Annotated in this window: 27 protein-coding genes and 1 other annotated feature; of the genes, 20 read left to right on the top strand and 7 right to left on the bottom strand. The window is 48.8% G+C overall.

Going from position 1 to position 26,440, the window contains the following annotated elements:
• From ACLUXO_RS04270 to ACLUXO_RS04255, 4 genes are read left to right on the top strand one after another with little or no spacing between them, the layout of a single operon-like run.
• A complete protein-coding gene (locus ACLUXO_RS04270) occupies positions 1–1,068 on the top strand; it encodes a hypothetical protein (RefSeq protein ID WP_412136452.1) in 1,068 nt (355 codons plus the stop codon).
• Between the two features lie 15 nt (positions 1,069–1,083).
• Complete coding sequence (locus tag ACLUXO_RS04265) at positions 1,084–1,941, top strand: sugar phosphate nucleotidyltransferase (RefSeq protein WP_412136451.1); 858 nt, start codon at positions 1,084–1,086, stop codon at positions 1,939–1,941.
• Positions 1,938–3,119, top strand: a complete 1,182-nt coding sequence (locus tag ACLUXO_RS04260) for an ATP-grasp domain-containing protein (RefSeq protein WP_412136450.1) — start codon at positions 1,938–1,940, stop codon at positions 3,117–3,119. Before ACLUXO_RS04265 ends, ACLUXO_RS04260 begins: the two co-directional genes overlap by 4 nt.
• Entirely contained in the window at positions 3,116–4,336 is a 1,221-nt protein-coding gene (locus tag ACLUXO_RS04255) for an ATP-grasp domain-containing protein (RefSeq protein WP_412136449.1), read from the top strand. Before ACLUXO_RS04260 ends, ACLUXO_RS04255 begins: the two co-directional genes overlap by 4 nt.
• A 40-nt stretch (positions 4,337–4,376) precedes the next feature.
• Here ACLUXO_RS04255 and ACLUXO_RS04250 read toward each other — a convergent pair whose 3' ends face one another.
• Together ACLUXO_RS04250 and ACLUXO_RS04245 are read right to left on the bottom strand one after the other, a co-directional pair.
• Complete coding sequence (locus ACLUXO_RS04250; protein ID WP_412136448.1) at positions 4,377–4,901, bottom strand: NUDIX domain-containing protein; 525 nt, start codon at positions 4,899–4,901, stop codon at positions 4,377–4,379.
• 131 nt (positions 4,902–5,032) lie between these two features.
• Positions 5,033–6,652, bottom strand: a complete 1,620-nt coding sequence (locus ACLUXO_RS04245) for a peptide ABC transporter substrate-binding protein (RefSeq protein ID WP_412136447.1) — start codon at positions 6,650–6,652, stop codon at positions 5,033–5,035.
• 373 nt (positions 6,653–7,025) lie between these two features.
• Between ACLUXO_RS04245 and ACLUXO_RS04240 the strand changes: the two genes are divergently transcribed.
• From ACLUXO_RS04240 to gltX, 4 genes are all read left to right on the top strand, one after another.
• Positions 7,026–7,394, top strand: a complete 369-nt coding sequence (locus ACLUXO_RS04240; RefSeq protein ID WP_412136446.1) for a GntR family transcriptional regulator — start codon at positions 7,026–7,028, stop codon at positions 7,392–7,394.
• Position 7,395: 1 nt separating this feature from the next.
• Positions 7,396–8,094: an ATP-binding cassette domain-containing protein gene (locus ACLUXO_RS04235; RefSeq protein WP_412136445.1), complete on the top strand. Its 699-nt coding sequence runs from the start codon at positions 7,396–7,398 to the stop codon at positions 8,092–8,094.
• Entirely contained in the window at positions 8,094–8,930 is an 837-nt protein-coding gene (locus ACLUXO_RS04230) for an ABC transporter permease (RefSeq protein ID WP_412136444.1), read from the top strand. Before ACLUXO_RS04235 ends, ACLUXO_RS04230 begins: the two co-directional genes overlap by 1 nt.
• A gap of 144 nt (positions 8,931–9,074) precedes the next feature.
• Positions 9,075–10,577, top strand: coding sequence for a glutamate--tRNA ligase (gene gltX / locus ACLUXO_RS04225; protein ID WP_412136443.1), 1,503 nt, complete (start codon positions 9,075–9,077; stop codon positions 10,575–10,577).
• Positions 10,578–10,659: 82 nt separating this feature from the next.
• Here the strand turns inward: gltX and ACLUXO_RS04220 are convergent, their stop codons facing one another.
• Positions 10,660–11,685 (bottom strand): YeiH family protein, encoded by a 1,026-nt coding sequence (locus ACLUXO_RS04220; RefSeq protein WP_412136442.1) that lies wholly within the window; start codon positions 11,683–11,685, stop codon positions 10,660–10,662.
• Between the two features lie 117 nt (positions 11,686–11,802).
• Between ACLUXO_RS04220 and ACLUXO_RS04215 the strand changes: the two genes are divergently transcribed.
• Complete coding sequence (locus ACLUXO_RS04215) at positions 11,803–12,678, top strand: LysR family transcriptional regulator (protein WP_270449158.1); 876 nt, start codon at positions 11,803–11,805, stop codon at positions 12,676–12,678.
• Positions 12,679–12,723: 45 nt separating this feature from the next.
• Here ACLUXO_RS04215 and pepV read toward each other — a convergent pair whose 3' ends face one another.
• The 3 genes from pepV to ACLUXO_RS04200 form a co-directional block, all read right to left on the bottom strand.
• On the bottom strand, positions 12,724–14,142 hold the full coding sequence (gene pepV, locus ACLUXO_RS04210) for a dipeptidase PepV (RefSeq protein WP_412136441.1): 1,419 nt from the start codon (positions 14,140–14,142) through the stop codon (positions 12,724–12,726).
• Between the two features lie 21 nt (positions 14,143–14,163).
• Positions 14,164–15,783, bottom strand: a complete 1,620-nt coding sequence (locus tag ACLUXO_RS04205; RefSeq protein ID WP_412136440.1) for a peptide ABC transporter substrate-binding protein — start codon at positions 15,781–15,783, stop codon at positions 14,164–14,166.
• Positions 15,784–16,020: 237 nt separating this feature from the next.
• Positions 16,021–16,300 (bottom strand) — a binding site (T-box leader).
• A 101-nt stretch (positions 16,301–16,401) separates the two neighbouring features.
• On the bottom strand, positions 16,402–16,968 hold the full coding sequence (locus ACLUXO_RS04200; protein ID WP_412136439.1) for an NUDIX hydrolase: 567 nt from the start codon (positions 16,966–16,968) through the stop codon (positions 16,402–16,404).
• A 143-nt stretch (positions 16,969–17,111) separates the two neighbouring features.
• Here ACLUXO_RS04200 and cysS point away from each other — a divergent pair, with 143 nt between their 5' ends.
• The 6 genes from cysS (at position 17,112) to ACLUXO_RS04170 (ending at position 21,592) form a co-directional block, all read left to right on the top strand.
• A complete protein-coding gene (gene cysS, locus ACLUXO_RS04195; protein ID WP_412136438.1) occupies positions 17,112–18,536 on the top strand; it encodes a cysteine--tRNA ligase in 1,425 nt (474 codons plus the stop codon).
• Complete coding sequence (locus ACLUXO_RS04190; protein WP_003612316.1) at positions 18,529–18,972, top strand: Mini-ribonuclease 3; 444 nt, start codon at positions 18,529–18,531, stop codon at positions 18,970–18,972. The genes cysS and ACLUXO_RS04190 overlap by 8 nt, the downstream gene beginning before the upstream one ends.
• Entirely contained in the window at positions 18,959–19,708 is a 750-nt protein-coding gene (gene rlmB, locus ACLUXO_RS04185; RefSeq protein WP_412136437.1) for a 23S rRNA (guanosine(2251)-2'-O)-methyltransferase RlmB, read from the top strand. The genes ACLUXO_RS04190 and rlmB overlap by 14 nt, the downstream gene beginning before the upstream one ends.
• Positions 19,709–19,819: 111 nt before the next feature.
• Positions 19,820–20,389 (top strand): sigma-70 RNA polymerase sigma factor region 4 domain-containing protein, encoded by a 570-nt coding sequence (locus ACLUXO_RS04180; RefSeq protein WP_412136436.1) that lies wholly within the window; start codon positions 19,820–19,822, stop codon positions 20,387–20,389.
• A 67-nt stretch (positions 20,390–20,456) separates the two neighbouring features.
• Positions 20,457–20,672, top strand: coding sequence for a P8 family protein (locus ACLUXO_RS04175; RefSeq protein WP_270449146.1), 216 nt, complete (start codon positions 20,457–20,459; stop codon positions 20,670–20,672).
• Between the two features lie 137 nt (positions 20,673–20,809).
• Complete coding sequence (locus ACLUXO_RS04170) at positions 20,810–21,592, top strand: alpha/beta hydrolase (RefSeq protein ID WP_412136435.1); 783 nt, start codon at positions 20,810–20,812, stop codon at positions 21,590–21,592.
• Positions 21,593–21,701: 109 nt separating this feature from the next.
• Here the strand turns inward: ACLUXO_RS04170 and ACLUXO_RS04165 are convergent, their stop codons facing one another.
• Complete coding sequence (locus tag ACLUXO_RS04165) at positions 21,702–23,453, bottom strand: 1-deoxy-D-xylulose-5-phosphate synthase (protein ID WP_412136434.1); 1,752 nt, start codon at positions 23,451–23,453, stop codon at positions 21,702–21,704.
• Positions 23,454–23,628: 175 nt separating this feature from the next.
• Between ACLUXO_RS04165 and rpmG the strand changes: the two genes are divergently transcribed.
• The 5 genes from rpmG (at position 23,629) to rplK (ending at position 26,357) form a co-directional block, all read left to right on the top strand.
• Entirely contained in the window at positions 23,629–23,778 is a 150-nt protein-coding gene (rpmG, locus tag ACLUXO_RS04160; protein WP_002876495.1) for a 50S ribosomal protein L33, read from the top strand.
• Positions 23,779–23,784: 6 nt separating this feature from the next.
• Positions 23,785–23,955: a preprotein translocase subunit SecE gene (gene secE / locus ACLUXO_RS04155; RefSeq protein WP_412136433.1), complete on the top strand. Its 171-nt coding sequence runs from the start codon at positions 23,785–23,787 to the stop codon at positions 23,953–23,955.
• Between the two features lie 91 nt (positions 23,956–24,046).
• A complete protein-coding gene (gene nusG, locus ACLUXO_RS04150) occupies positions 24,047–24,601 on the top strand; it encodes a transcription termination/antitermination protein NusG (RefSeq protein WP_270449138.1) in 555 nt (184 codons plus the stop codon).
• Between the two features lie 205 nt (positions 24,602–24,806).
• Positions 24,807–25,784, top strand: coding sequence for a hypothetical protein (locus tag ACLUXO_RS04145; RefSeq protein WP_412136432.1), 978 nt, complete (start codon positions 24,807–24,809; stop codon positions 25,782–25,784).
• Positions 25,785–25,931: 147 nt separating this feature from the next.
• Positions 25,932–26,357 carry a 50S ribosomal protein L11 gene (gene rplK, locus ACLUXO_RS04140; RefSeq protein WP_002876501.1) on the top strand — a complete coding sequence of 142 codons (426 nt, stop codon included), beginning with the start codon at positions 25,932–25,934 and terminating at the stop codon, positions 26,355–26,357.
• Positions 26,358–26,440: the final 83 nt, after the last annotated feature.

The raw sequence follows: 26,440 nt of genomic DNA, 5'->3' as shown, positions 1-26,440 counted from the left end.
ATGAGTACCTATAAAAAATTTGTTCGGATGTTGCGGGAAAAATGGCAGATTGAAGAATTACCGGAAAGTCCGCTTTTGCGGCCCGATGATGGATACTTCACTTTTTCACCTTTCCAAGATACAGAGGAAAATTTCGACAGTTTAAAAAGTACGTCCAGTATCTTTGTAAAATATCAGCCAACAATCAGAAAACTAAACGCGCTAGATTTGACGAACCCTTTAAATCTGAATTATCAGACGACGTATGCTGTACAAAAATATCAACGAGCCAATCAAATCGAATTGATTATGCAGCTAATTGAAGTCAGCCGTGAAAAGCTATACCCACAAATTGCTGCTTCTGAAGTAGAAATTACCTACCCAGACATCTTGCACGATTACTTTGCACAACGAAAATTTGATTTTAAACTCAATGAAGTTGAAACAACTGATAGATATCTCTGCAAGTTGGATATACCAGGAAAGCACTATTACATTAAAGTACGAATGAAGTTTAAGACTGGGTCAATCAATGTTGTTGATTTTGTATTGGTCGATTATGACTCAAGTGACTTTTCTTCACAACTTGATTCTATTTGGGTAGAAAACTTGATAGATTTGTTGACTGAAGATAAACGTTTTATCTTTGATGAGGCTAAATATCAAGCAGAGAAAGCTGTAGTCGCTAAGTATACGGATGAACCTAGAGACCAACATGTGATTATTAATGATGTTCGCACCGTGCTAAAAGTCATGTCTCTAGGGATTCTTCCAGCTGCCAAAGGGATTAATAGTGAAGTAAAGCGGAAGATACGCCACCTCTATTTTTACTACGTCTATTATGTCAACAATGACGTTGATGAGCTAGTGTCAGTAGTTGAGCAGATCGGTAAAGCTGAAAATTATTCTGCTGATATTTTTACTATTTTTACTGATAATCTGCGGGCAACACAGAAAAATTACCGGACAGCAGTTAAAACTGTTGAGAAAAAGAACTTAACTAGAGAAGTAGCACAGAGCTCCTTAGGATTGCCAGATGAGTATTATGGTGACTATTTACATAACTGGCATAGCGAATACGATTTTTAAGGAGGTGAGCCAGCAATGAAGGGCGTAATTATTGCTGCAGGATTTGGTAAGAGAATGTGGCCAGCTACGGAAGCATATCCCAAAATATTTCACCAAATTTACGATAAGCCGACAGTGTTTTACAACTTGACTAATTTGATTGCAATGGGTATTACTGACATATGTATTGTCGGTACGCCAGAAATGAATAGACAGTTCAAAAAGTTGTTTTCAGATAGTCTTTTATTGAAATATTTAACTTTTGTGGACGAACAAGAGGATGATGTTCAAGGTACAGCAACTAGCATCAAGAAAGCCGAAAAATTTGTAGGCACAGACTCATTTGCACTTTTCATGGGAGATTGCTTGTTTGTCGATTTGACAAATAGTATATTTAACGATTTGCGAGAAGAATTTGAAGAACGTGGTGTATCGTTGACAATAACAGTTCCTGTAAAAGATGCACGCGCTTTTTCGTACTTTGACGGAGATTATATTATTGAAAAAGGCAGTGATCCTACAAGAAAGAATGCAGTTCCTGGCTTTTATATTTTCAAAAATGATGTATTCAGCTATATTGACAAGATCTCAAAATCCGAGAGAAACGAATACGAAATAGTTTCAGCAATAAACTTAATGGTTAAGGACAAGCAATTTATCAATGCCGGACATAAGCATTCTTTGGTTTGGATGGATACTGGTTCAATGGACGGCTTAAAAAATGCCTCAACTTTAATTGCACTGCTAGAGAATATCACTGGCCGTATTATAGGATCGCCGTATTTGGAATTGCTAAAACGGGGAATATTGTCTAAAAAAGAAATTTTAGACAATATAGAACATCGGTCTGGTCAATATGCGGAAGCCTTAAAAAAGGAGGTGAGCCAGCAATGAAATACTTTATTTGGGCCTACAATCCCAAAGTGGTGGGCATTCGTCCTAGTCAGGGAATTTCCTTCGTTGTTCCAGAAACTAAAAAAGAAGCCTATTTAGAATTGGAAATCAATCAGATTATTCCTGTCAAAAGGATTGATTTTCAGACCATCTATCCAATTTTTCAACAAAAGCAGGCTGAAGGAGAAAAAATTGAGGATATTTTTACCCTTCAAGAAGAAATCATGGACTGGGTGGGAGTGCTAAAGGCAATCTTTGTTCCTGGAAAAACGGGCGTGAGCGATATTTTGTTTAAGGATAAATACTATATGCGGTCGGTTTTAAAGCAGGAAGTAGCTGAGCCTGATTTTTATGAATTAACGGAAAATTCTGCTGTTGAAAGCATCAATGAAGGGATGGTCAAGCCAAGACGCGCGGACTCAACCAAAGGAATCAGTTATTTTAAAGCGCCTCTGCCGCTATCTTCTTTAAAGAATCAAAGTGGTTATCTGAGCGATAAAGATTTATTGGTAGAAAGTTTCGTTCACTATGACCGGATGTTTACCGTTGACGGCTACACCGATTTTCAGGGGCATTCCCGTTTCTTTAGCCATGAGTACAACAATAAACTGAGTGAGTTTAAAAAGACTGGTTATTTTACCCTCCATACCAGCTCACTTTACTACCAGGATCAGCAGCTGCTACAGCAACTATTCGCCTTAAGCCAGAAGGCACTTCAAGCATTGAATGTTGAAAGGGACATTACTCCATTTCACTTTGAATGGTTTTATTCTGATAAAGACCAGAGCTTTGTCTTTACCGAGGTTGGCAAGCGTTTTGGCGGAGCGAAGATTCCAAAATTGGTTAAGCAGTCATTTGGCGTCGATCTCCTGGAAGAATATTGGAAAATGCAAGAAGGACGTGCAGAAGAGATTGATTGGGAGCAGCCACTTTTACCGCGGGTCTGCTCAAGCTCTTATGTTCAGCTGACCAATGGAAAGACGATGATGGAAAGTTTAGAGGGACAAATCCCAGACCTTTTCACTTACGAGCAAAATCATCCTGTTGGCAAGCAGTCTCAAGAAGCTGAGTCTATCGGGGATGCTTTCTTCATTGCCCAGTATACTAGCAAGGATGCGACAGCTTCAGATATGGTCAGCACCCAAATCAACAAGGCTTTTAATGAGGTTTGCCGATGAAAAAGATTGTAATTTTAGCCCCGATCAGCAACAACTACATTAACTATTTCGATGCTATTAGCGGGGATAAAGATAATCGCTATCTGATTTTTGCCATGGAACGGCACCGTGACAATTATCCAGAAACTTTGCCAGAAAATATCAAATTTGTTTTCTTGAAGATCTGGAATGAAGATTATATTGACTACGTGATCAGTCAAACTTTTGACCAGCGGGTCGACTACATTTATGCTTATTCTGAAGAAGAGATCATCTTTGCGGCTAAATTGCGGGAAAAATACCAAGTCACCTTAGGGCAAAGCCTGGAGAGCGCAGAAGAATTCCGCAATAAATTAACTATGGTCAAAGCAGCTGAGCAAGCGAACGTAGCTGTTCCCCATTACTGGCCTGTCGATAACGTGTTTGATCTGATTGAGGCAGAAAAGAATCTAGGCTTCCCCTTTGTGTTAAAGCCAATTGCCGGCATGGGGTCGATGAATACTTTTGTAGTTCATGATCATGCTGGACTAGAAAGGCTAGCCGCTGATAAAATTCTTCGTGGCTATTTGGCAGAAGAATTTATCCCGTGGCCTTTATACCACGTAGATGGCTTTGTAAAGCAAGGCCACTTTGTCTACTTGATCAGTTCTAAGTATTTTGCCAATACATTAGAAGTGAAAAATGGAAAATCAGTTGGAAGCGTGCAGATAAGCCAGACCGCGGCAGAACAGAAGTTGATCCGCTCTTACGTGACAGACCTACTCAAAGGAATGGATACGCCGGAAAACTATCTCTTTCATCTTGAAGTCTTTTGCGACGGCCGCGAGGTAAAATTGTGCGAGATTGGTTCAAGATTGGGTGGAGGGAGGATCTTGCAAGAGCTTGAGCAAGGGCTGGGCTTTAGTCCTATTCAAGAATTGCTGAAATTGGATCTAGGCCTGCCGACTAAGGTGGATCTTGATAAGGAACACAAGCCAGCCGGAATCCGTGGTTTTGTGATGGTTGAACCAGGTCACGGAATTTTACGGGAAATGCCGGATGCAGCTTCTGTGCTAGTAACTAACCCGGAAGTCTATGACTACTATCAGTATGCAAAGCTCGGCCGGACCTATAATGGCGCGGCCAGTAGCATTGAGGCCCTTGCAGCAATTTCCGTTTGTGGGAAAGATAGTAGGACCGTTGAAGAAAAACTGAAGGAGCTGGATGCCTGGCTGAAAAAAACAGCAGTATACAGCTAAAAAGCAGGGAAAGCTAGTTTATAGCCTTCCCTGCTTTTTCTTATCTTCTTTCATTAAGCAGCCGCCACTTGAGCCAGGCTGCCTGGCCAGCCCCGTGGGCGAATTCACCTTTGACGATCAAATCTTCCAGCTGGTCGACAGAAACTATTTCCATCTTGATTTCTTCCAGAATCTCTCTTTTTGGCTGAGCCATTTTTTTAGCCCGGCAGGCAAAAAGGGTGATCTTCTCATTGGTTGAACCAAAAGAAGGGTAGGTGAAACCGAGTTCTGTCAGCTGGCTGGCCTCATAGCCCGTTTCTTCCAGCAGCTCTCTTCTGGCTGCTTGACTGGGCTCTTCTCCCTCATCAATGCCGCCGCTGGGGAATTCATATTGCCAGCTGCCAACGGGATGCCGGTATTCCTTCAAGAGCAAGACGTGGTCATCATCAACGAAGGGGATGATGGAAATCCCGAAGCCGATCGTAACGTAGGAATATGGGGCGATTTGCCCGTCCTTGGCCACCTTCTCTTGAATGACCGTGAAGCGGTCTGCCTTGATAGTTTCTTTCTTGACTACTTTGTACATTTTTTGCCTGCCACCAATCTCTTTAAAAATCAGTTCAATTGTAGCAAGAAAAACAGTTAAAGTACAAAAATAGCAGACCAGGCGGTCTGCTATTTTCAGTGATTCAGTTTGTTAGCCTCTAGGGACAGACACTAGTTAACAGAAGCGTACTTGAAGTCCCAGTGGTCGCGCAGGTTTACCAAACCCTTGATGCTTGGACGGACGATCCAGGCACTGGTGCTTGAGTAAAGTGGTGAAATACCAACGTCCTTCAGCAGAACGCCTTCAGCCTTGGACAGGTCGCTCCAGCGTTCAGAGTCTGAGCCAGTAGTCTTTGAAGCCGCGATCAGCTTGTCGTATTCCTTGTTGGACCACTTGCCGCCGTTTTGAGCGTTGGTGGAAGTCATCAAGTCCAGGAAGGAGATCGGGTCGTTGAAGTCGGCACCCCAGGCAGAAACAACCATGTCGAAGTTAAGCGCGTCAGTTCTGGCCAGACGGGTCTTGAACGGCAGGTTCTGGGTGGTGATGGAGACTTGCGGCAGAGTTTCCTGGATGTTTGATTGCATTGCTTCAGTAGACTTCTTGGCACCATCGGTGTCGTCTGACAAAAGCTTGAAGCTCAGCTTGGAAACGCCAAGTTCCTTCATACCTTGCTTAAGGTACTTTTGGGCTTCCTTCTTGTTGTAGTAAGTGTAAGCTTCGTCACTCTTGGAAATCAGGCTGGTGTAGTCCTTGCCGTTAACCGTGGTCAGCTTGGCTGGAGTGAAGGTGTGAGATACAGTGTTGCTGCCGCCCAGGACCTTGGTCAGGCTTTCCCGGTTGATAGCCATGGAAAGGGCCTTGCGGATGTTGGCGTTTTGCAGGTACTTGTTCTTAGCCTGGTTGAATTGGATGTAGAAGGTAGTCCCACGTGGGTAGAGAGCATAACCCTTTACGCTCTTAAGCTGCTTGCTTTGTTCAGCGTCCAGGGAAACAGCATCAAGCTTGTTTGACTGGTAGAGGTTGTAGGCAGTTGACGGGGTCTTTTGCACGCTGTAGTTGACCGCGTCCAGCTTGACATTCTTCTTGTCCCAGTAGTATGGGTTCTTCTTGAGCTTCCAGGACAGGTTTGACCCGCTCCAGCCGCTCATCACGTATGGCCCGTTGTAGACCATGTACTTGGAGGCAGTACCGTACTTGGAGCCGTACTTCTTGACTGCCTTTTCGTTTTGCGGGAAGAAGCTCCCGAAGGCCATCAGGTTGTTGAAGTAAGGAATCCGCCGGTCCAGGGTTACGACCAGCTTGTACTTGCCAACGGCCTTAATCCCCAAAGTTTCCGGCTTCTTCTTGCCGTTTTGGATGTCCATGGCGTTCTTGATGCCTTCAAACAGGTAAGCGTATTGAGAAGCAGTCTTTGGGTCAACCGTTCTGCGCCATGAGTAGACGAAGTCTTGCGCGGTTACCGGGTCACCGTTTGACCACTTGTTGTCCTTACGGAGAGTAAAGGTGTAGGTCTTCCCGTCCTTGGACACCTTTTCGCTGGTTGCCATGGCCTTTTCCTGGCTGCCGTCAGACTTTGCCCGGTACAAACCTTCCATGGTGTTGATCAATTGGGTAAAGCTGGCAGAGTCAGTAGCCTTGGACAGGTCCATAGTTGGAATTTCAGCTGATTCTTCCCAGTTCAGTTCTTTTTTGTTAGATGAAGAAGATGAAGAGTTGCCGCCGCAGGCCGTCAAGGCTAATGCAGCCGTCAAGATGCTGCCTGCAGCCAAAAAAGTCTTAGTCTTTTTCATGTTGTCCTCCTTGAAAAGTTTACATTATCAAACACTAATTGTAGTCTAACAGAAAATACACAAAAAGAAACGCTTTCTTACGACTATGAGCTGAAGATGAGACAGGGCTGAAACCGTTGTTAAAGCAACTGGGAAGAAATCAAAGATAACTTTAAGTATTAGTTCATTTGCAGGAAAACAGTCTAGTCTAACTTAAAAGTGGAATTGGCTGATTATTTAAAGGAAGAAAGGTAAGTAAAAAACATAGGAAAGAACTAGGCCAAAGATAAAGGGACAAAATTTTGCTTTTTCTCTGTTTTTGCCTTGACGAAAGGGGCAATCCGTTATACACTAGCAGTGTATTAGATGACTAGTACAGCGAAGAGGTGTGCAAATGAAATTCAAAGACAACCTGCCGATCTACTTGCAGATTGAAGACTATATCTACTTGCAGATCGCCCAGGGCAAGCTGAAGGCTGGCGAGAAACTACCTTCAGTCAGAGCCCTGGCACTTGAATTGACGGTCAACGCCAATACGGTTCAAAGGGCACTTAGAGAAATGACGGCCAAGGGTTATATTTTTACCAAGCGCGGCGAAGGCAACTTCCTCACGACTGATGAAGACCGCTTGGAGGAAATGAAGGCTAAACTGCTGAAGCAGGAGCTGGCGGCTTTTGTCAGCCGGATGGAGAAACTCGGAGTCGAAAGGGAAAGCTTGACTGGACTATTGGCCAGCTATTTAGATGAAACAAGGGAGGAATAGCATGAAGGCTTTGGAGATTAAGGATTTAAGCTACCACAAGAATTCAAAGACGATTTTGGAACGGGTCAATTTGACTTTGGAGGCCGGTAAGATCGTGGCCTTAGTCGGGGCCAACGGGGCCGGCAAGACCAGCTTGATGCGGGTGATCGCGGGCCTGGCCAAGCAGTACAAGGGCAGCGTGGAGGTTTGCGGGGAAGCAGACGAAGACCGCCGCAAGCAGTACATCTCCATGACCGACAGCCTGGCCGCCTTCCGCGACTCCAGAAAGATCAAGGATGTCGCTAACTTTTACCGCCTGGTCTACCCGGACTTTGACAACAAGCAGTTTGCTGACATTCTGGAATTTATGAACTTGAATGAAGATGAAAGACTGGGCAGCCTGTCCAAGGGGATGAAGGAGAAATTAATCATCGCCCTGGTCTTCTCCCGCAAGGCCAAGCTCTACCTGCTGGATGAACCTTTCAGCGGAGTTGACGCCATGAGCCGGAAGAAGATTATCAAGTCCATGCTGCTTTGGAAGCCGGAAGAGGCGACCCTGGTCATCAGCGACCACGTCTTAGATGAAATCGCTCCGGTGATCGATGAGGTCGTTTTGATTAAGAAGCACTCAGTCTTAGAGCAGCGCAGTGCTGAAGAAATCCGGGCTGAACACGAAAGCATCGAAGAGTGGTATGAAGGATTTTACGAGGGGGAAGAGTAATGATCGGTTTTAAGCAGATTTTTGCGGCTATGTTCAAGGAAAAGAGCCGGACGACCTGGCTCAGCCTGGGCATCGAGGCAATTTTTATCCTCTTGATCAGCTTGTACTTTGGCATCAGATACGGTTTTGGCAGCGAATCAGCCGGAGTTGGCATCGGGATTGCCGCGATGGTGATCTTCTGCGTGGGCATTTGGTATCAAATTGACGTGATCATGGCGGCTTACCGGGTCAACCGGTCCCAGACCTGGCGGCAAGTGCCGGTAACGGCCGGCAATTTCCTAACGGCCAACGTGCTGACCGGGCTTGTGACCGCGGTTATCTTTGCCTTAGCTAACCTCTTGATCTTCGTAATTATCTTGCTGCCATTTAATTTTGGCGGGGAGATGCGGATCGATTCCCAAGCAATGGCAACTTTCCAGCCTTACGTCTCCAGCATCATCAACTGGTTGCTCTACATGGCCTTGTTTGCCCTGGTCAGCTTTGCCGGCGGCATCTGCTTCTGGCTGCTCATCACTGAATCAGCCAGCGTTCTGGGCGACTTCCTGCCTTTGAAGGGGAGAACGAGCAAGTTGGCCAAGGCAGTTATCCTGCTGGCCCTGCTGGCTCTCTTGTCCTGGGGCAGCAGCAGCATCTTGGGCGCGGTCATCCGCATGGTTTCAAATTCCGGCTTTGACTTCAACTTTGTCATCGATAATACCGGCCTGCACACGTCCCATACCGACCTGGGCTTGCCGGTTATCAGCTGGCTCTACATGCTGGCTGAGATTGTCTACGTGGCCATCTTGTGGGCAGCGGAATACTTCGTCTTCAAGAAGGGCGTTGAAGCCAAGAAATAAGCAAATCAGATTAAATGAAAAATGCCTGCCTTTGGCGGGCATTTTTGCTTGCCGGCAGGGCCCGATTTGCCGGTAAAGATTGAATTTTTTCCTTATTGCTAGTAAACTTAATAAGTTGAAGAATAGTAAGAAAGAGGCATAATTTTGGCTAATAAGAAAATCCGCGTGAGATACGCTCCGTCACCAACTGGCCACCTGCACATTGGTAACGCGCGTACTGCTCTGTTTAACTATCTGTTTGCACGTCACAACAAGGGGACTTTGGTTCTGAGAATCGAAGACACTGACACCGCCAGAAACGTTGAAGGCGGGGCTGAATCTCAAATCGAAAACCTGCACTGGCTGGGGATCGACTGGGATGAAGGTCCGGACGTCGGCGGGGACTACGGCCCTTACAAGCAGTCCGAAAGAAAGGACATCTACCAAAAGTACATCGACCAGCTGCTTGAAGAAGGCAAGGCTTACTACTCCTTTGAAACTGAAGAAGAACTGGAAGCCCAGCGTGAAGAACAGCGGGCCATGGGGATTGCTCCGCACTATGTCTACGAATACGAAGGCATGACTGCTGACGAAATCAAGCAGGCACAAGACGAAGCCCGGGCCAAGGGCTTGAAGCCAGTTGTCCGCATTCACATTCCAGAAGGCGTGACTTACGAATGGGACGACATCGTTAAGGGCCACTTGAGCTTTGAATCCGACACTATCGGTGGTGACTTCGTCATCCAAAAGCGCGACGGGATGCCAACTTACAACTTTGCCGTCGTTATCGACGACCACTTGATGGAAATCAGTCACGTGCTCCGGGGCGATGACCACATCTCTAACACGCCAAAGCAGCTTTGCGTTTACGAAGCTTTGGGCTGGGAAGCTCCAGTCTTCGGCCACATGACTTTGATCATCAACTCCGCTACTGGCAAGAAGCTGTCCAAGCGTGACGAATCAGTCCTGCAGTTCATCGAACAATACAGAGAACTTGGTTTCCTGCCAGAAGCCATGTTCAACTTCATTACTTTGCTGGGCTGGTCACCGGTTGGCGAAAGTGAAATCTTCTCCAAGCGGGAATTCATCAAGCAATTTGACCCGGCCCGTCTGTCCAAGTCCCCAGCTGCCTTTGACCAAAAGAAGCTGGACTGGGTCAACAACCAGTACATGAAGACTGCTGACAGAGACGAACTTTTGGACCTGGCCCTGCACAACTTGCAAGAAGCTGGCCTGGTTGAAGCTAACCCGGCTCCAGGCAAGATGGAATGGGTAAGACAATTGGTGAACATGTACGCCAACCAAATGTCCTACACCAAGCAAATCGTTGACTTGAGCAAGATTTTCTTCACTGAAGCAGAATACCTGACTGACGAAGAAGTGGAAGAAATCAAGAAGGACGAAGCTCGTCCGGCAATTGAAGAATTCAAGAAGCAACTCGATAAGCTGGACAACTTCACGGCTAAGAAGATCATGGGCGCTATCATGGCTACCCGGAAGGAAACTGGCATCAAGGGCCGCAAGCTCTTCATGCCAATCCGGATCGCTACTACCCGGTCAATGGTCGGCCCGGGCATCGGCGAAGCTATGGAATTGATGGGCAAGGACACGGTCATGAAGCACCTGGACTTGACCTTGAAGCAGCTTAGCGAAGCTGGCGTCGAATAAGATAAAGAACAAAGGAAAAGACTTTTACCGTTTTGGTAAAAGCCTTTTTTCATGCAATCGATTAAATTGTTTGTTTTATTTTTTACCACAGGCCTAAGACTCGCTGCAAAAGCAGGCTGACGGCTGTGATTCCGGCCCAGCAGGAAGCGCCGAGCAGGAGGGGCTTGGCCCCGGACTTGACCAGCTTGACGATGTTGGAGTTAAGGCCGATCGCGGCCATGGCCATGACGATCATGAACTTGCTCAGCTCCTTTAAAGGCAGGAAGACATTGGCATTTACTCCATTAGCCAGGGCAAAGGTTGTGATTAAGGAAGCCAGGACAAAGTAGAGGATGAAGGCAGGGAAGGCCCGCTTCAAGCTGAAGCTGTTGCCTCTTTGCTCCTTTTTGGCAGTGAAATAGCCTAAGGCCAGGGTGATAGGGATGATGGCCAGGGTTCTGGTTAATTTGACGGTCACGGCCTTGTCCAGGGTCTGGCTGCCCAAATGGAACATGCTGTCCCAGGTTGCCGCCGCGGCAGTGACGGAAGAAGTGTCGTTGATGGCTGTCCCGGCAAAGATGCCGAAAGAAGTTCCCGAAGTCTGGTCAAAGCCCAGGAGCTTGCCGAAGATGGGGAAGAGGATAGCGGCCAGGACGTTGAAAAAGAAGATAACGGAGATGGCCTGGGCCACTTCTTCGTCGTCAGCGTCGATAACCGGGGCGGTAGCGGCGATGGCGCTGCCCCCGCAGATGGATGAGCCGACCCCGATCAAGGTTGAGATCTTGCCGGGGATGTTTAAAGACTTGTGCAAAAGCCAGGCGAGCAAGAGCGAGGTCGAGATGGTGCAGATGATGATCGGCAGGGACTGGCGGCCGGTCTTGACGACTACCTGCAGGTCCATCCCAAAGCCCAAGAGAACGACGGCCGTTTGTAGGATATACTTAGACGTCCACTTGATCCCGCTGGCCGCGCCTTTCTTGTCTTCCCAAAAGAGGGTGATGATCATGCCAAACAAGATGGCGAAGACGGCGCCCCCGATGACTGGCAGGGCCTTGCCTAAGAGCCAGGCAGGGGTAGCGATGGCCAGGCAGACCAGGATGCCGGGCAGATTCTTTTTAATCCAATTCATTTCTTTTTGCCTCCAGATATTTTTTAAACATGCTTTAGTATAGTAGTAAAATGGTAGAAAATAAAATTATAGATTATTATCTGTTGATAAAGCAGGATTATTGTAAGGAGGCAGGGGATGCTGGATTTTCGCGTCAAAACATTTTTAACGGTCTGTGAGACCATGAACTTCACCCGGGCGGCTGACCGCCTGCACGTGACCCAGCCGGCGGTGTCCCAGCACATCCGCTATTTGGAGAAGGAGTACCAGGTCAAGCTTTTCAGCTACCAGGGCAAGAAACTGACCTTGACCGCGGCGGGAGAGAAACTCCGCCAGGCCATGCGGCAGATGCAGAGCGATGAGCGCCTGCTCAAGGCAGAAATCAAGCAGGCTGACCTGCCGCCGGTCCGTTTTGGGGTAACCATGACCATTGGGGAATACGCCTTAGCCAGGCCCCTCAGCCGCTTTTTAAAAGACCATCCCCAAACCAATGTCGAAGTCGTCTACGGCAACACCCAGTTTTTGACCAAGAAATTGGATGAGGGGGACCTGGACTTTGCCCTGGTCGAAGGGGACCCAGCCCGGGGCTATGCCAGCCTGCGCTACCAAAGCGAGGACTTCATCGCCGTCTGCTCGCCAGATTTGGCTTTTGCCAAGGAGCCGGACCAGATCGCTGACCTTTTTGACCAGCGCCTTTTGGTCAGGGAACCAGGCTCAGGGACCAGGAAGATCCTGGAGGACAGCTTAGGTGCCCAGGGGCAGGAACTGAGCGACTTCAAGCAGTATGTCCAGGTCGGCAACATGCAGATGATCACCCAGCTGCTTTTGGCCAACTGCGGGGTCTCTTTCTTGTACCAGACTGCCGTCAGTGACCTTTTAAAGGCAGGAAAGCTGCGGAAGTTGAATTTGCGGGACTTCCAGATTCGCCATGACTTCACCTTTATCTGGGAGAAGAGCAGCCTCTACGCTGACCGCCACCAGCAGATCTGCGCGGAACTGAAGGCAAGCAGATAAGAAAAGACTTTTACCTTTTTTGGGTAAAAGTCTTTTTTGCATATTCTACTTGCTTAATTCGTAAATAGCTTCAGCGTAGATGGCCAGGCTTTTTTCCAGTTCAGCCAGGCTGACGGATTCGTCGATGGCGTGGGCGGTGTCCAGGCTGTCCGGGAAGGCAGGTCCGTAGCCGACCCCGTTTTTAAAGAAGCGGCCGTAGTTGGCCCCAGCGGAGATGATGGTCTCGCCGGCCTGGCCAGTCTGCTTTTCGTAGACGGAAAGGAGGGTTTTGACGAAGGGATTGTCGCCAGCAACGAAGTGGGGCTTTTCAAAGTCTTGGTAGGGCTGGAAGGTCGTCTGGGAAAAAGCGCCGAACTTGCCGTTTAGCTGCTGGCACATTTTTTCCGGGCTGGTTCCCCGGCTGTAGCGGATGTCGCTCTTGATATAGGCTTCGGCTTGGCCCTTTTGGTAGCGGAAGACGGCCGGGCAGTTGATGGACTTGCCCATCTCGGAGTCAGTATTGGCGATCCCGATCTTTTCCCCGTAGTAGTCTTCCAGCTCAAGGTCACCGGCAAAGTCCAGGAAATTTTTAGCCCGGCCGGTGAAAGGGAAGGCCCGTAAGAAGCTGGCCAGGAGGCAGGCCCCATTTTTCCCTTCCCAGGGAACAGAGGCGTGGGCGCTGACGCCTTCTAAACTGATCTTTAAGCAATTACCATTTTCGCTAACGGCTTCTTTGATTTCCCCAGTCAAGCCCTTTTTGGCCAAAAAGTCCGGGAAAGCTGCCGCAATTTTCGCAAGATTCTCACCAGAGACGACGGCGGTCGCGGCGGCCGGGATCATGTTGGTGGCCTGGCCGGCAGTGAAGGAGTCAAGGACTAAGCCAGTAGCTTCTTTGCCAGTAAAATCTGTCTGCAAAACCGCCAGACCAGCCTGGCCAGTCACGATCGGAAAAGAGGAGTCGGGGGAGAAGACCCAGTCAGGAGCCGGGCGCTTTTGGAGGTAGTACTTCATCCCCACCCAGTCAGTTTCCTCGTCAGTGCCGATAATCAAGGAAATCTTCTTTTTCGGCTGAAAACCGGCTTCCTTTAAAGCCAGGAGGGCGTAGTAGGCAGCCAGGGCCGGACCCTTGTTGTCGCTTGCTCCCCGGCCGAAGACTCTGTCGCCTTTAACCCAGGGGGTAAAGGGATCCTGGCTCCAGCCTTCATCCGGCGGGACAACGTCGACGTGGACGGCCACGCCTAATTCCTGGTCGCCTTGGCCAAAAGTAATGACCCCGGCATAGTTGTCGATGTTTTCAGTTTGAAAGCCGTCCCGGTCAGCAATATCTAGAAATTTCTCCAAGGCCTTGACCGGACCAGGTCCCACTGGAAACTCAGGAGTCGCCAGGTCCATGTTGCGGACAGAGTTGATGGCGATCAAGTCTTTTAAGTCAGCCAGGAGGGCTGGCATTTTTTCACGGGCGAATTCTTGGTAGGGAAAAGTCATCTTATGCTCCTTAGTAGTTAATTACTTGCTGATGTAAGCACCCTTGAAGTTGTAAGCAAGGCCTGCGCCTTTGAGGGTGATGTTCTTAACCTTCGGGTTGATCAAGGTCGCGGTGTTGCCGTAGTAAAGCGGGGTCACGCCCTGCTGGGTGAGGAGGATGCGTTCAGCCTTGACCAGTTCTGCCCAGCGCTTCTTGCTTGAAGTCGTGGTCTTGGAAGTTTCCATGGCCTTGTTGTAGGCCGCGTTTTCCCATGACCCGTAGTTGTTGACGTTGGTCTTTTGGAACATTTCCAGGAAGGTGTTCGGGTCAGCGTAATCCCCGCTCCAGCCGTCCAAGATGACGTCAAAGTCGCCGGCTTCTTCTCTGGCAAAGCGGTTCTTGAATGGCATGTTGCTGACTTCAACCTTCATGCCCAGGCTGCTTTCCAGGGCGCTTTGGATGAATTCCGTGGTCTTCTTGGCGTCGTCAGTGTCATCGCCTAAAAGCTTGATGGTGATCTGCTTTTTGCCCAGCTCCTTCAAAGCCTTCTTGTAGTAAGCCTTAGCCTGGGCCTTAGTCCCGGACTGGATAGCCTGGGTCTCTTTGGTTACGACTTCCTTGCTGAATTCCTTGCCGGTAACCGGGTCAGTGATCCCACTTGGGGTTAAAGAAGTCGCGGCGATGTCAGCCAGGTTCAGGGTCTTGGCCAGGGATTCCTTGTTGATCGCAGCGGCGATGGCCCGGCGGAGGTTGACATTTCGCAAGTTCTTGTCAGTCTTGAAGTTGTACATGAGGTACTGGGTCCGGTTGCTCTTCTTGATCTGCCAGCCCTTTTGCTTTTTGAGACTCTTGCTTTGGGAAGCGGACAGGGTGGTCATGTCCAGTTTGCCGGCCTGGTAGAGGTTGTAGGAGGTGCTTTGGGACTTTTGCACGCTGAAGTTGATCTTGGTCAGCTTGACATTCTTCTTGTCCCAGTAGTACTTGTTCTTGACCAGCTTCCAGGTCAGGTTGGACCCGGTCCAGCCCTTCATGACGAATGGGCCGTCGGCGAGGGTGTATTTAGCGGCCGTGCCGTATTTTTTGCCAGCTTTTTCAATGAACTTCTTGTTTTGCGGGGCAAAGGCAGAGCCGGCCAAAAGGAGCTGGAAGTAAGGGATCTTTCTTTCCAGGGTCACGACCAGCTGGTATTTGCCTACGGCCTTGATGCCTAAGCTGGAGACAGGCTTTTTGGAGGCAACGATGGCGTCAGCGTTTTTGATGCCGGAGTACTTGTTGGACTGGGTTGAGGCGGTCTTAGGGTTGACCTGCCGGCGCCAGGCGTAGACGAAGTCCTTGGCCGTCAAGGCTTCCCCGTTGGACCACTTGGCATTTTTCCTAAGCTTAAAGGTCCAGGTCATTCCGTCCTTGCTTTCCTTCCAGGACTTGGCGATGCCGGGCAGGACCTTGGAGTTGTTGCCCAGGCGAACCAGGCCTTCCATGGTGGCGTCCAGCTGCTCGCCGCCGTAGACGTCATTGTTTAAAGCGGGGTCCATGGTGGAGATTTCCCCGGCGGAGAACCAGTTTAAGACTTGTTTGGTCTTTGAGCTGCTGGCAGAAGTGTTGGAGCAGGCGGAAAGCAGGCTGGCGGACAGGGCTAAAGTGATGATGGCTGATTTTTTCATGATCTTTTCCTCGGTGTTTTTTAAAAAATGAATTGATCTAGAAGTAATTGTTTTCTTTTTTAAAAAGCAGCGAGGGGATGTCGGCCACTTAAGGCAGACGGGGTGTTTTTGAACATGTTTGACTCTTTCATGGCGGACTCCTTTACAAAATCATTTTTAAAGCTGGCAGAAAAAAGAAAGATTAAAAAAGAGCAAGAAACGGAGAGAAAGAAAAAATCGCCCCCAAGGAATTGCTTCCTTGAAGACGATTGTTAGTCGTGGTCCCACTTCATTTCATCAGCTGTCTCACGGCAACTGACCTTACACTGCCGCTGACTAGTCGCCGGAAAGGGCAAAGAAGGCCAGTTTCCAGGAACAGCCAGGGCAGCCGTGGTAACGCTCGCTAGCGGGAAGGCCTACTTTATTTCGGCCAACCAGTTCTTAGATGTGTTTCGCCAGGCGGCTTTTGCTCAATCGCACCAACTTGAGCTCTCTGGAAAAAGCCGGACCTGGTTACTCTTCTAATCGATACTTTTCTTAAACTGTTTTAATTTTTAATTAATGTAATCTTAAAGCGGAAATAAGCTTCTGTCAAGCGGCTTTTTGAAAAAAACTTTTTTCTCTTTTGCCTTATTCTTTTTACCTAGCCGGATAGTCCTGGAGCTTGGCGTTCAGCTTGGAGTAGATCCGGTCGACAAACCAGGGCTCAGTTGACTTTTCCAGGGCTTCATCCAAGCCAAACCAGGCAACAGCCTTGTTTTCGTCTTCTTTAGGCCGGACAGGCAAGCTGTCATCTGCTTCCAGGAGGTAGGTCACATTTAAGTGCAAGTGTGAAGGGACGTATTTGCCCTTTTTTTCATGTCCGTCCACGGTCAAAATCTCAACAGAATAGATCTGGTCAGTGACTGGAGTTGCTTTAACTCCGCTTTCTTCCTCGACTTCTTTTAAAGCCACATGCAAAAGGTCCTGGTCGCCGTCCGCGTGCCCGCCCAGCCAGGCCCAGGAGTCGTAGATCCGGTGGTAGGCCATCAAGACTTTGTTCCGGGCCGGGTTAACCACCCAGGCTGAAGCGGTAAAGTGCTCGGCCAAATTGGACCGCAAGAACAGTTCTTCCCCGGTCTCCAGCCGGTAGATCATCTCTTTGACGTCGGCTGCTTCTTGCTCGTTAAAAGGGTGGTAATTTTTTAAATCAGTCAGTAAAGTCATTATTCTCTTCTCTCTCTTCTTTCTGTTTCTCTCTGTTTCCTCAGATTTTACCACGGGCGCTGATTGTCTGTTAAAATGTAGAGTGTTAAGTACTGAATTATTGCAGGTAAGGAAAAACTTGTAAAAGAAAGCAGGAAAATATCGTGAAGCTTTTCAACACTTTAACTAGGCAAAAAGAAGAATTCAAACCCCTGGTTCCCGGCCAGGTCAGCATGTACGTCTGCGGGCCGACGGTCTACAACTACATCCACATCGGCAATGCCAGAAGCGCCATCGCTTTTGACACCATCCGCCGCTACTTTGAATACAAGGGCTACAAGGTCAACTACGTTTCCAACTTTACTGACGTCGATGACAAAATGATCAACGAAGCTAGAGCAGAAGGCACGACCGTGCCGGAATTAGCTGAACGCTACATCCAGGCCTTCCTGGAAGACACCCGGGCCTTAAACATCGAAGAAGCTACCCTCCACCCGCGGGCAACTCACGAAATCCCGGCCATCATTGACTTCATCCAAACCCTGATCGACAAGGGCTACGCTTATGAAGCAGACGGGGATGTCTACTACCGGGCTAAAAAGTTCGCTGACTACGGACACTTAAGCGACCAAAACATCGACCAGCTGGAAGAAGGGGCCTCCCAGCACGTAAATGATGAAGAACAAGGCCGCAAGGAAGACCCGATCGACTTTGCCCTTTGGAAGGGGCAGAAGGCCGAAGACGAAATCGCCTGGGACTCCCCATGGGGCAAGGGGCGGCCTGGCTGGCACATTGAATGCTCAGTCATGTCCACCAAGTACTTAGGTGACACCCTGGACATCCACGGGGGCGGGCAGGACCTGGAATTCCCCCACCACGAAAACGAAATCGCCCAAAGTGAAGCCAAGACGGGCAAGAAGTTCGTCAACTACTGGCTGCACAACGGCTTCGTGACCGTGGGCAAGGATGAGGAAAAAATGTCCAAGTCCCTGCACAATTTCGTGACCGTCCACGATATCTTAAAGACCGTTGATCCCCAGGTTCTCCGCTTCTTCATGGCCAGCGTCCAATACAGAAGCCAGATCAACTACTCGGAAGAAAACTTGGAGCAGGCCGCCAACATCCTGGGCCGCTTCAAGAACACCCTGGAAGGGATCAACTACCGCCTGGCTGACGAAACTGAAGGCTTGCCGGACCCAGACCTGGCCAAGCTAATTGCTGAAACCACGGCCAAGTTTGAAGCCGCCATGGACGATGACTTCAACGTGCAAAACGCCTTGACCGCCATCTACGAAGCCCTGCCAGCCGTCAATTCTAACGCCAACGGGGAAAAGGCTGACAAGGAGAGTTTGCAGCTTTTTGCTGAAAAATTAGCTGCCTGGCTCAGCGTCTTTGGCCTGGATGTTGACAAGCTCCTGGCCAAGGAAGCCGGCGATGATGACGCCGTAATCGAAGAATTGGTGGCCCAGCGGGCAGAAGCCAGAAAGAACAAGGACTGGGCCAAGAGTGATGAACTCCGGGACCAGCTTAAGGAAATGGGGGTAGTCCTCAAGGATACCCCGCAAGGAACCAGGTGGAGCCGTGAATAAAGCACAGAAGTTAACTGAAAAGAAGATTGATCCCAACACCTTGAGCGGGCAGACTCTGGCCTACTTGGGCGACGGGATCTATGAAGCCGCCATCCGCCGGCATTTGATCAAGGGCGGGATGCTGAAACCGCAGAACTTGCAAAGAGCAGCAACCCATTACGTCTCAGCCAAGGCCCAGGCGGGCCTGATTGCCAAAATGCTGGACACCGGCTTTTTGACTGAAGAAGAAGAAACGGCCTACCGGCGGGGCAGAAATGCCAAGACCCATACCAAGGCCAAGAACACCAGCCTGGCCACGTATGAAATGTCAACTGGCTTTGAGGCAGTCTTTGGCTACTTGGACCTGGCCGGTGAAGAAGGCAGGGTCAAGGAATTGATTGCCTGGTGCATTGATGAGGTGGAAAGTGAAGGGACAAGGGAATATGTCTTCAACTAACAAGGATTTTGTCTTCGGCCGCCATGCCGGAATCGACTTTTTGAAAACCCAGGACAGCGAAAAGATCAACAAGGTCTTCCTGGCTGAAGGGGTCCAGGAGGACTTTGCCAGAGAAGTCTACCGCTATGCCAAAAAGAAGCATCTGATCATCCAGCGGGTGCCGAAAAACAAGCTGGACAAGCTGACCGGCGGGGAAAACCACCAGGGCCTGGTTTTGGCTGTCGCTTCTTTTGAATACGCCGACTTTGACCAGCTCTTGGACAAACTGGACCAAGAAGAGGCCCCTCTTTTGCTCATGCTGGACAATATTGAGGACCCCCACAACCTGGGCTCCATCCTCCGCAGCGCCGACGCGACCGGGGTCAGCGGGGTGATCATCCCTAAGCGCCGGGCCAGCGGCCTGACCAGCGTGGTGGCGAAGACCTCAACCGGGGCCATTGACCACGTGCCAGTTGCCCGGGTGAACAACCTGGTCCAAACCTGCCAGACCTTGAAGGACCGGGGCTACTGGATCTTCGGGACGGCCATGGAAGGCGATGACTACCGGAAGTGGAATGCCAATGGTAAGACCGTTTTAGTTATCGGTAATGAAGGCAAGGGGATCTCCCCGCTTCTTCTTAAGCAAATGGACCAGACTTTGACCATTCCGATGATTGGCCATGTCCAATCCCTGAACGCTTCAGTAGCAACCGGGGTCCTGCTCTACCAGGCCTTTAACAGCCGCCACCCTTTGTAAAGCAAATCGTTTACAGTTCAAGAGAAGTGATTGAATCAAACAATGGTTCGATTCTGTCAAGGTAAAAAGTCCTTTATTCTGTGGGCAAACAGAATGAAAGGGCTTTTTATAATGGGATTGACAAAGGAAAGAGAGCGCCTGCTGATCAGCCGGATTCAAAAAGATGACGATGAGCAGGCCCTTAAAGAACTGTATTACAGCTGCCTGCCTGTGATTGGCGGCACCATCAAGCAGTATTTTGTGGAGCTATATGACAGCCAGGACTGGGAGCAGGAGGCCTTGATCCTCTGCTATAAGACGGCCAAGCGCTTTGACTTAAAGCAAGGAAAGCCTTTTGTCGGCTTCTATAAGGTCAGCCTGCACAACCGGGCCATCAACTTGATTAGACGGGGCAAGCGGAAAAAGCGCCTGGCTGCCAGTGACCAGGTCTATTGGGAAGATGTGGCTCCCGAACTTGAGCAGGCTTCCTGCTTGATCGCGAGTCCGCCGGCGCCTGTTTTGGACTGGCAGGATTTGGTTGAGTCTTTGAGCATGCTGGAACTGGAAGAATTGCTTTTGGAACTGGGCTATAAGCAGGCCGGGGAGATCAAGCGCCAGTACCAGGTCAATGAGATGGGGCTCAGACGGGCCAAATACCGGGTGAAGGAAAAAATTAAGCTAAAATTGCGGATAGGTGCGTAAACATTTTAGCCAAATGGGACTATAATATAGGCGTAGGATGAAAAAATTGTTTAGGAGGTAATCAAAAATGTCAGAAATTGTTAAGACAGCTTTGCTGGATCGTTCAATGAAAGAAGTTTTTGATTGGAGTGACTCAGACACCCCTGTAAGAGATGCCCTTTGGGACTACTTCATGGAGTCAAACGGCCACAACACCGACAAGACTGAGGAAGCCATGCTTCCATTCATGAGCGACTCTGACGACAAGATCATCGCATTTGTCAACGAACACCTTAAGAAATAATCTTTTCCCTACATTCCTGACCTCTTGTCTCCCATAAGGGAGGGGAAGGGGCGAAAAACGACGGCTCTACGAGTCGCCGTTTTTTTCTGTTAAAATAAGAATCTGGCTATAAATTTGACAAGGAGAAATTTGGAAATTTGGAAAAGAAACAAGAAAAAACAGAGAAACAGAAAAAGCAAAAGAAAGAAAAGAATAAGATGTCCAAGAAGCAAAAAGGACTGCTGGCTCTGGCGGGGATTTTAGCCGCCTTGCTGCTTGCCTTTGGTCTGTATTTTGGCAATTACTATCATGCTGACAAGACGGCCCAGCAGGCAATGAAGAGCAGCCGGACAGTCAAGGTCAAGCAGACAGCTGAGGGCTATCTGTTTGACGGCCCTGCAAAGAAGAATGCCATTATTTTTTACCCGGGAGCGAAAGTGGAAACTACTGCCTACGCGCCCCTCTTAAAGCAGATCGCCAGCCAGGAGGCGGATGTTTTCTTAGTTGATATGCCCTTGCACATGGCCTTCTTCGGCCTCAATAAGGCAGACAAGATTCGGGCCAGCTACCATTACCAAAACTGGTACATGTCGGGCCACTCGCTGGGGGCGGCCATGGCGGCTAGGTATAGCGCGGACCACTTGAAAGACTACCGGGGCTTGATCATGCTGGCCGGCTACCCAACCAAGGACCTGCACGCGGCTAATTTTTCCGTGCTCAGCATCTATGGGTCAAAAGACGGGAACGCGAAGATGCTGCAAAAGAATCCCCAGTACTTGCCAAAAGACTACACTAAGCAAGTCATCAAGGGCGGCAACCACGCCCAGTTTGGCAATTACGGCCGGCAAAAAGGGGACGGCCAGGCAGCCATCTCCAGAAAGGCCCAGCAACAGGCAACCGCCCAGGCGGTTAGGCAATATTTACTTGCTCATAACAAGTAATGAGTTAAATAGTAAAAAGAGAAAAAGAAAAAAGAGAATAAAAAGAAATATGATAGTACAGAAAAAGCTGGTCACCTTGCGTGATCAGCTTTTTGCTTGTATCTGCTTCTTAGTTAAATAATTGCTTGACGTTTGTAACGATTTGCTCAGCCGTCAATTGGTTGCGGACCAGGATCTGGTCATAGCTTTGGTCAACGTCGGTATATTCCCGCTTTTCGCCGAAAGTCTTGACTAAAACCGGCCGGTCAGCCAGGTAGCCGGCCACCTTTTGCCCGAAGCCCCCGTCCAGGATGTTGTTTTCCAAAGTAATTACGGCCTGGTAGTGCCGGCCTAAGTGGTCCAGGCAGTCAGTATCCAGGATATTAGCTGCCAAAGGATTGTAGAGGGCAGCGTCAAGTTCTTCTGCCACTTGGCTACCCAATTCCTGCATGTCGCCTAAAGCCAGGATAGCGATCTTCGTGCCGGCCCGCCGCTTTTGGTAGTGGATGTGCCGGTAGCCTTCAAGAACAGCCCCGCCGGCTGGAACTGGCCGGACTGGCAGCTTGATAGCTACAGGGCCGTCTTTTTGCTTTAAGGCCCAGTTGATCATGGCCGCCTCTTCAGTCAAGCTGGTCGGGACCAGGTACTTCCAGTTAGGCAGGTTGCTGATCATGACCTGGTCAAAGACGCCCACGTGGGTCTTGGAGTTAGCCCGGATCCCGCCGCCAGCCACGATCATGACGACTGGCAGGTTGTTAGCCGCCACGTCATGGCTGAGCTGGTCAAAGGCCCGCTGCAGGAAGGTGGAGTTTTCAAAAAGGACTGGCCGGCCGCCGGCCTTGGCAAAGCCTGCCGCGAAGGCCACGGAATCCTGCTCGGCGATCCCGACGTCCAGGTAGTGGTCCGGGTAAGACTTTTTAAAGGGGTCCAGGCCAAAGACGCCAGGGATAGCGGCAGTGATCGCCATGATGTTTTCCTGGCCCCCGTCAATAGCGCTGGCCACGGTCTTAACGGCAATTTCCGCTGGGGTCGGGCCCGTAGTAATGCTTTTTGGCGAATCATCGCTTAAGTTGAAGGGGCGGACCCAGTGGTGCTTTTCTTCATCCTCAATAGCTGGCTGATAACCCTTGCCCTTTAAGGTGTTGACGTGCAAAACCAGGGGGTGGTCGACGTCACGGATTTCGCTGAAGGCATTAATCATGCTCTCCAGGTCATTGCCGTCAGCCACATAGCGGTAGTCAAAGCCGAAGGCCTTAAAAGGATTTTCCGGATCCTGCCCCTGGCTGTCTCTCAGCTTCTTCAAGGCCGTGGTCAAGCCGCCGACATTTTGGTCAATGGACCATTGGTTGTCATTGATGACGATGACCAGGTTGCCCTTTTCCAGCGCGGCGTTGTTTAAGCCTTCATAGGCCATCCCGCCGGTCAAGGAGCCATCGCCAATGACGGCCATGATCCGCTCGCTGCCGCCTAAAAGGTCCCGGGCCTTGGCCATGCCGGTGGCTAAAGAGATGGAGGTGGAAGTGTGGCCAACGGCGTAGTAGTCGTAGGGACTTTCATCAGGATTAGTGTAAGGAGTCACCTTGCCGTAAGCTTCCGGGTCCAGCCAGGCATAAGCCCGGCCCGTCAGCATCTTGTGGGGGTAGGTCTGGTGGGAGACGTCCCAGATAATTTTGTCGCCGGGGGCGTCAAAGACATAGTGGTAGGCGATGGTCAGTTCCACGATTCCCAGGTCAGGGCCCAGGTGGCCGCCAACCGCCGCGTCTTTCTCGATGATCAAGTGGCGGATTTCTGAAGCCAGCTGCTTCATTTCTTCCAGATCCAGGACCTTAAGGTCAGCTGGTGACTTGATCTTGTTGAGCAAATATTCAGGGTGTTGGTTCATTTCTTCTCCTCATGGCCGGCTAACCGGCAATCTTGTAAACTGCGTTTTTGCTAGTTCCATTATGACACAGGGGCCGCTTAAGATGTGAAAATAAAGCCCGGCAAAGTCAGTCATATAATAGTTGCTTTTAGGGCGGATTTTTGCTAAAATCAAATGAAGTTTGAAGGTGAATATTATGGCAGTAAAGAAAGCAGCTTTGGCCTGTAGCGTTTGCGGGTCACGGAACTACTCAATCACTGCAAACAGCAACCGCACCAAGCGCTTGGAACTGAACAAGTTCTGCAAGCACTGCGGCAAGAAGACTTTGCACAAGGAAACGAGGTAGACAGGGATGATTAAGTTTTTTAAGAGCGTTGGTCAGGAAATGAAACTGGTTCATTGGCCAAGTGCTAAGGAAAACCGGCGCGACACGGCAAACGTGATCGTAACTTCTCTGCTTTACGCGATTTTCTTGGGCGCCTTGGATTGGGCCTTTGCAAAATTGATTCAATTAGTTCTGTAAGAGCGACAAAGTATGTTATAATCATGCTAGTTTCAAGGAAAACCTCTTTAGCGAGGTTTTTTTGTTTGCCAAAAAGGAGATTAAAGAAATTATGGTAGAATCCGCCAAGAAGCAATGGTACGTCCTGCACACTTACTCTGGTTTTGAAGACAAGGTTAGATCCGACTTGCTGTCCCGGGCCCAGTCACTGGGGATGCAGGACTACATCTTCCGGGTTGTCGTTCCGCAAGAACCAAAGATCGAAGACGTGCGCGGCAAGAAGGAAGAAGTTAACGAAAAGGTCTTCCCTGGTTACGTTTTGGTTGAAATGGTCATGACTGACGAAAGCTGGTTTGTTGTCCGGAACACTCCTAACGTTACTGGTTTCGTAGGCAGCCATGGCGGTGGTTCCAAGCCTTCCCCGCTTTACGAGGAAGAAGTCAGAGCCATCCTGCAGATGCAAGAAGGCGAAGCAACTGAAAAGGTTGACTACGACTACGAAGTCGGCGAAAACGTCATGATCACCGAAGGTGCCTTCAACGGTATGGTCGGCAAGATCGCTGAAATCCAGGACGACAAGCAAAAGCTCTTCTTGACCATCGACATGTTCGGCCACGCTACCACGGCTGAACTGGACTTTGACCAAGTCAAGAAGATGGAAGACTAGTAAATTAAGTGCAAATCAGCATTTTGTTGATTTGCACTTTTTTTGTTCTTATAATTCGTGAATTACTAGTAATTTATGAATTTATAGGTATCTCCCTGTAAAAAAACTTTAAAACTATAATTATTAGCCTAACTATTGACATACCTCTGTAAAAAAATATTATGTAAGGGAATTCTTTTTACGAATAGAATAGGTGGTTTGTCTAATGAAAAGAAGAACATTATTTGCTTTGCCTGTTGTTTCGATGGCCCTGCTGCTTACAGCCTGTGGTGGCTCAAGCAGTAGTTCCTCTTCAAGCAGCAGCCAGAAGAAGACTATGGAAGTATACACGACCAAGGTTACTAGCGTTAAAGTAATGCCCGATGATTCTGATTGGAAAATAACTGGTACAACCGATGCACCAGATGGGTCTAAGATCGCTGTGACCCGGCTCTCTGATGATCCACTTGACATGGAGAATTCCTGTGAAGGTATTGATGGAGAAGATGGTACCGGGAATGCGTCATGGCCGAAGGTAAAGAACGGAAAGTTTACTGCACTTGTAGATGCAATTGATTTAGTTGGTGATCCAGATAATTACACTAAGGTAGGCTATACGCAGAAGGCAGCGGTAGTGGCTATAAGCAACTACTCCAAGAGCTGGCCGGATGGACTTACCAGTAAAGCTGCAAAAGCCATTAACAAAGCGAACCCAAAGACGGTTAAATTTACCTTGAGCTCCAGCCAGGTAAAGTATATTGATTCCTTGGATGATGACGATTCAAGTGATAAGTCGTCAAGTTCAAGTTCTAGTTCTAGTTCTAGTTCTAGTTCATCTTCATCAAGCAAAACTAAAAACTATCGTACAGATGTAAGCTATGACTCATTAGCTAGAGACCCTAAGACATACAAGGGTGAGTACTTGCAATACACTGGTGAAGTTATGCAAGTCTTAGAAGATGACTCTTACACTGATTTGCGTATTGCCGTAAATGGCAACTATGATGATGTTTTGTATGTAGAACTCGATAACAGCATCTTACATGGCAAGCGGATCTTGGAAGATGACCTTGTCACAGTTAAAGGCGTAAGTGCAGGTATTATCAGCTACAAAGCAACGTCAGGTACAAAGATCAGTATCCCTGGTTTGGCAGCTACTGAAATTACGGACAGTGGTACCGCGCCGGACGACTACGGAGAATAAAGTCAAGAAGATGGAAGACTAAGCATAAAAAAGTCTTGCATTCTGCCGCTTTTCAGAGTACTATATTAAACGTACTTTATTATTGTGGGAGGAGAGTGTGGAAACTCTCCATTTTAACCGCATCACGGAATCAAGGAGGTTTTGACCGTGGCAAAGAAAGTTATTAACGTTGTTAAGTTACAAATTCCAGCTGGCGCTGCAACCCCTGCACCTCCAGTAGGTCCTGCTTTGGGTCAAGCAGGTATCAACATTGTTGGCTTTACTAAGGACTTCAATGCTCGTACTGCTGACCAAAAGGGCATGATCATCCCTGTAGTCATTACTGTTTACGAAGACCGTTCATTCGACTTCGTAACTAAGACCCCTCCAGCACCAGTCTTGTTGAAGCAAGCTGCTGGCATTCAAAAGGCTTCAGGCGAACCTAACAAGAACAAGGTTGGTTCAGTAACCACTGCTCAAGTTAAGGAAATCGCTGAAACTAAGATGAAGGACCTTAACGCTGCCTCAATCGAAGCTGCTATGCGCATGGTTGAAGGTACTGCTAGAAGTATGGGTATCGAAGTAAAGGACTAATTTGTTAATTTTTACCAATTAACAAGTCAGGTGGGAGAGCAAAGAGAAAGCTCGTTTGACCACACATACAAGGAGGATTTTTC

Source organism: Lactobacillus delbrueckii subsp. bulgaricus, assembly GCF_046938665.1.
GTDB classification, from domain to species: Bacteria; Bacillota; Bacilli; order Lactobacillales; family Lactobacillaceae; genus Lactobacillus; species Lactobacillus delbrueckii_C.
This window is presented reverse-complemented; position numbering and strand designations above follow the sequence as displayed.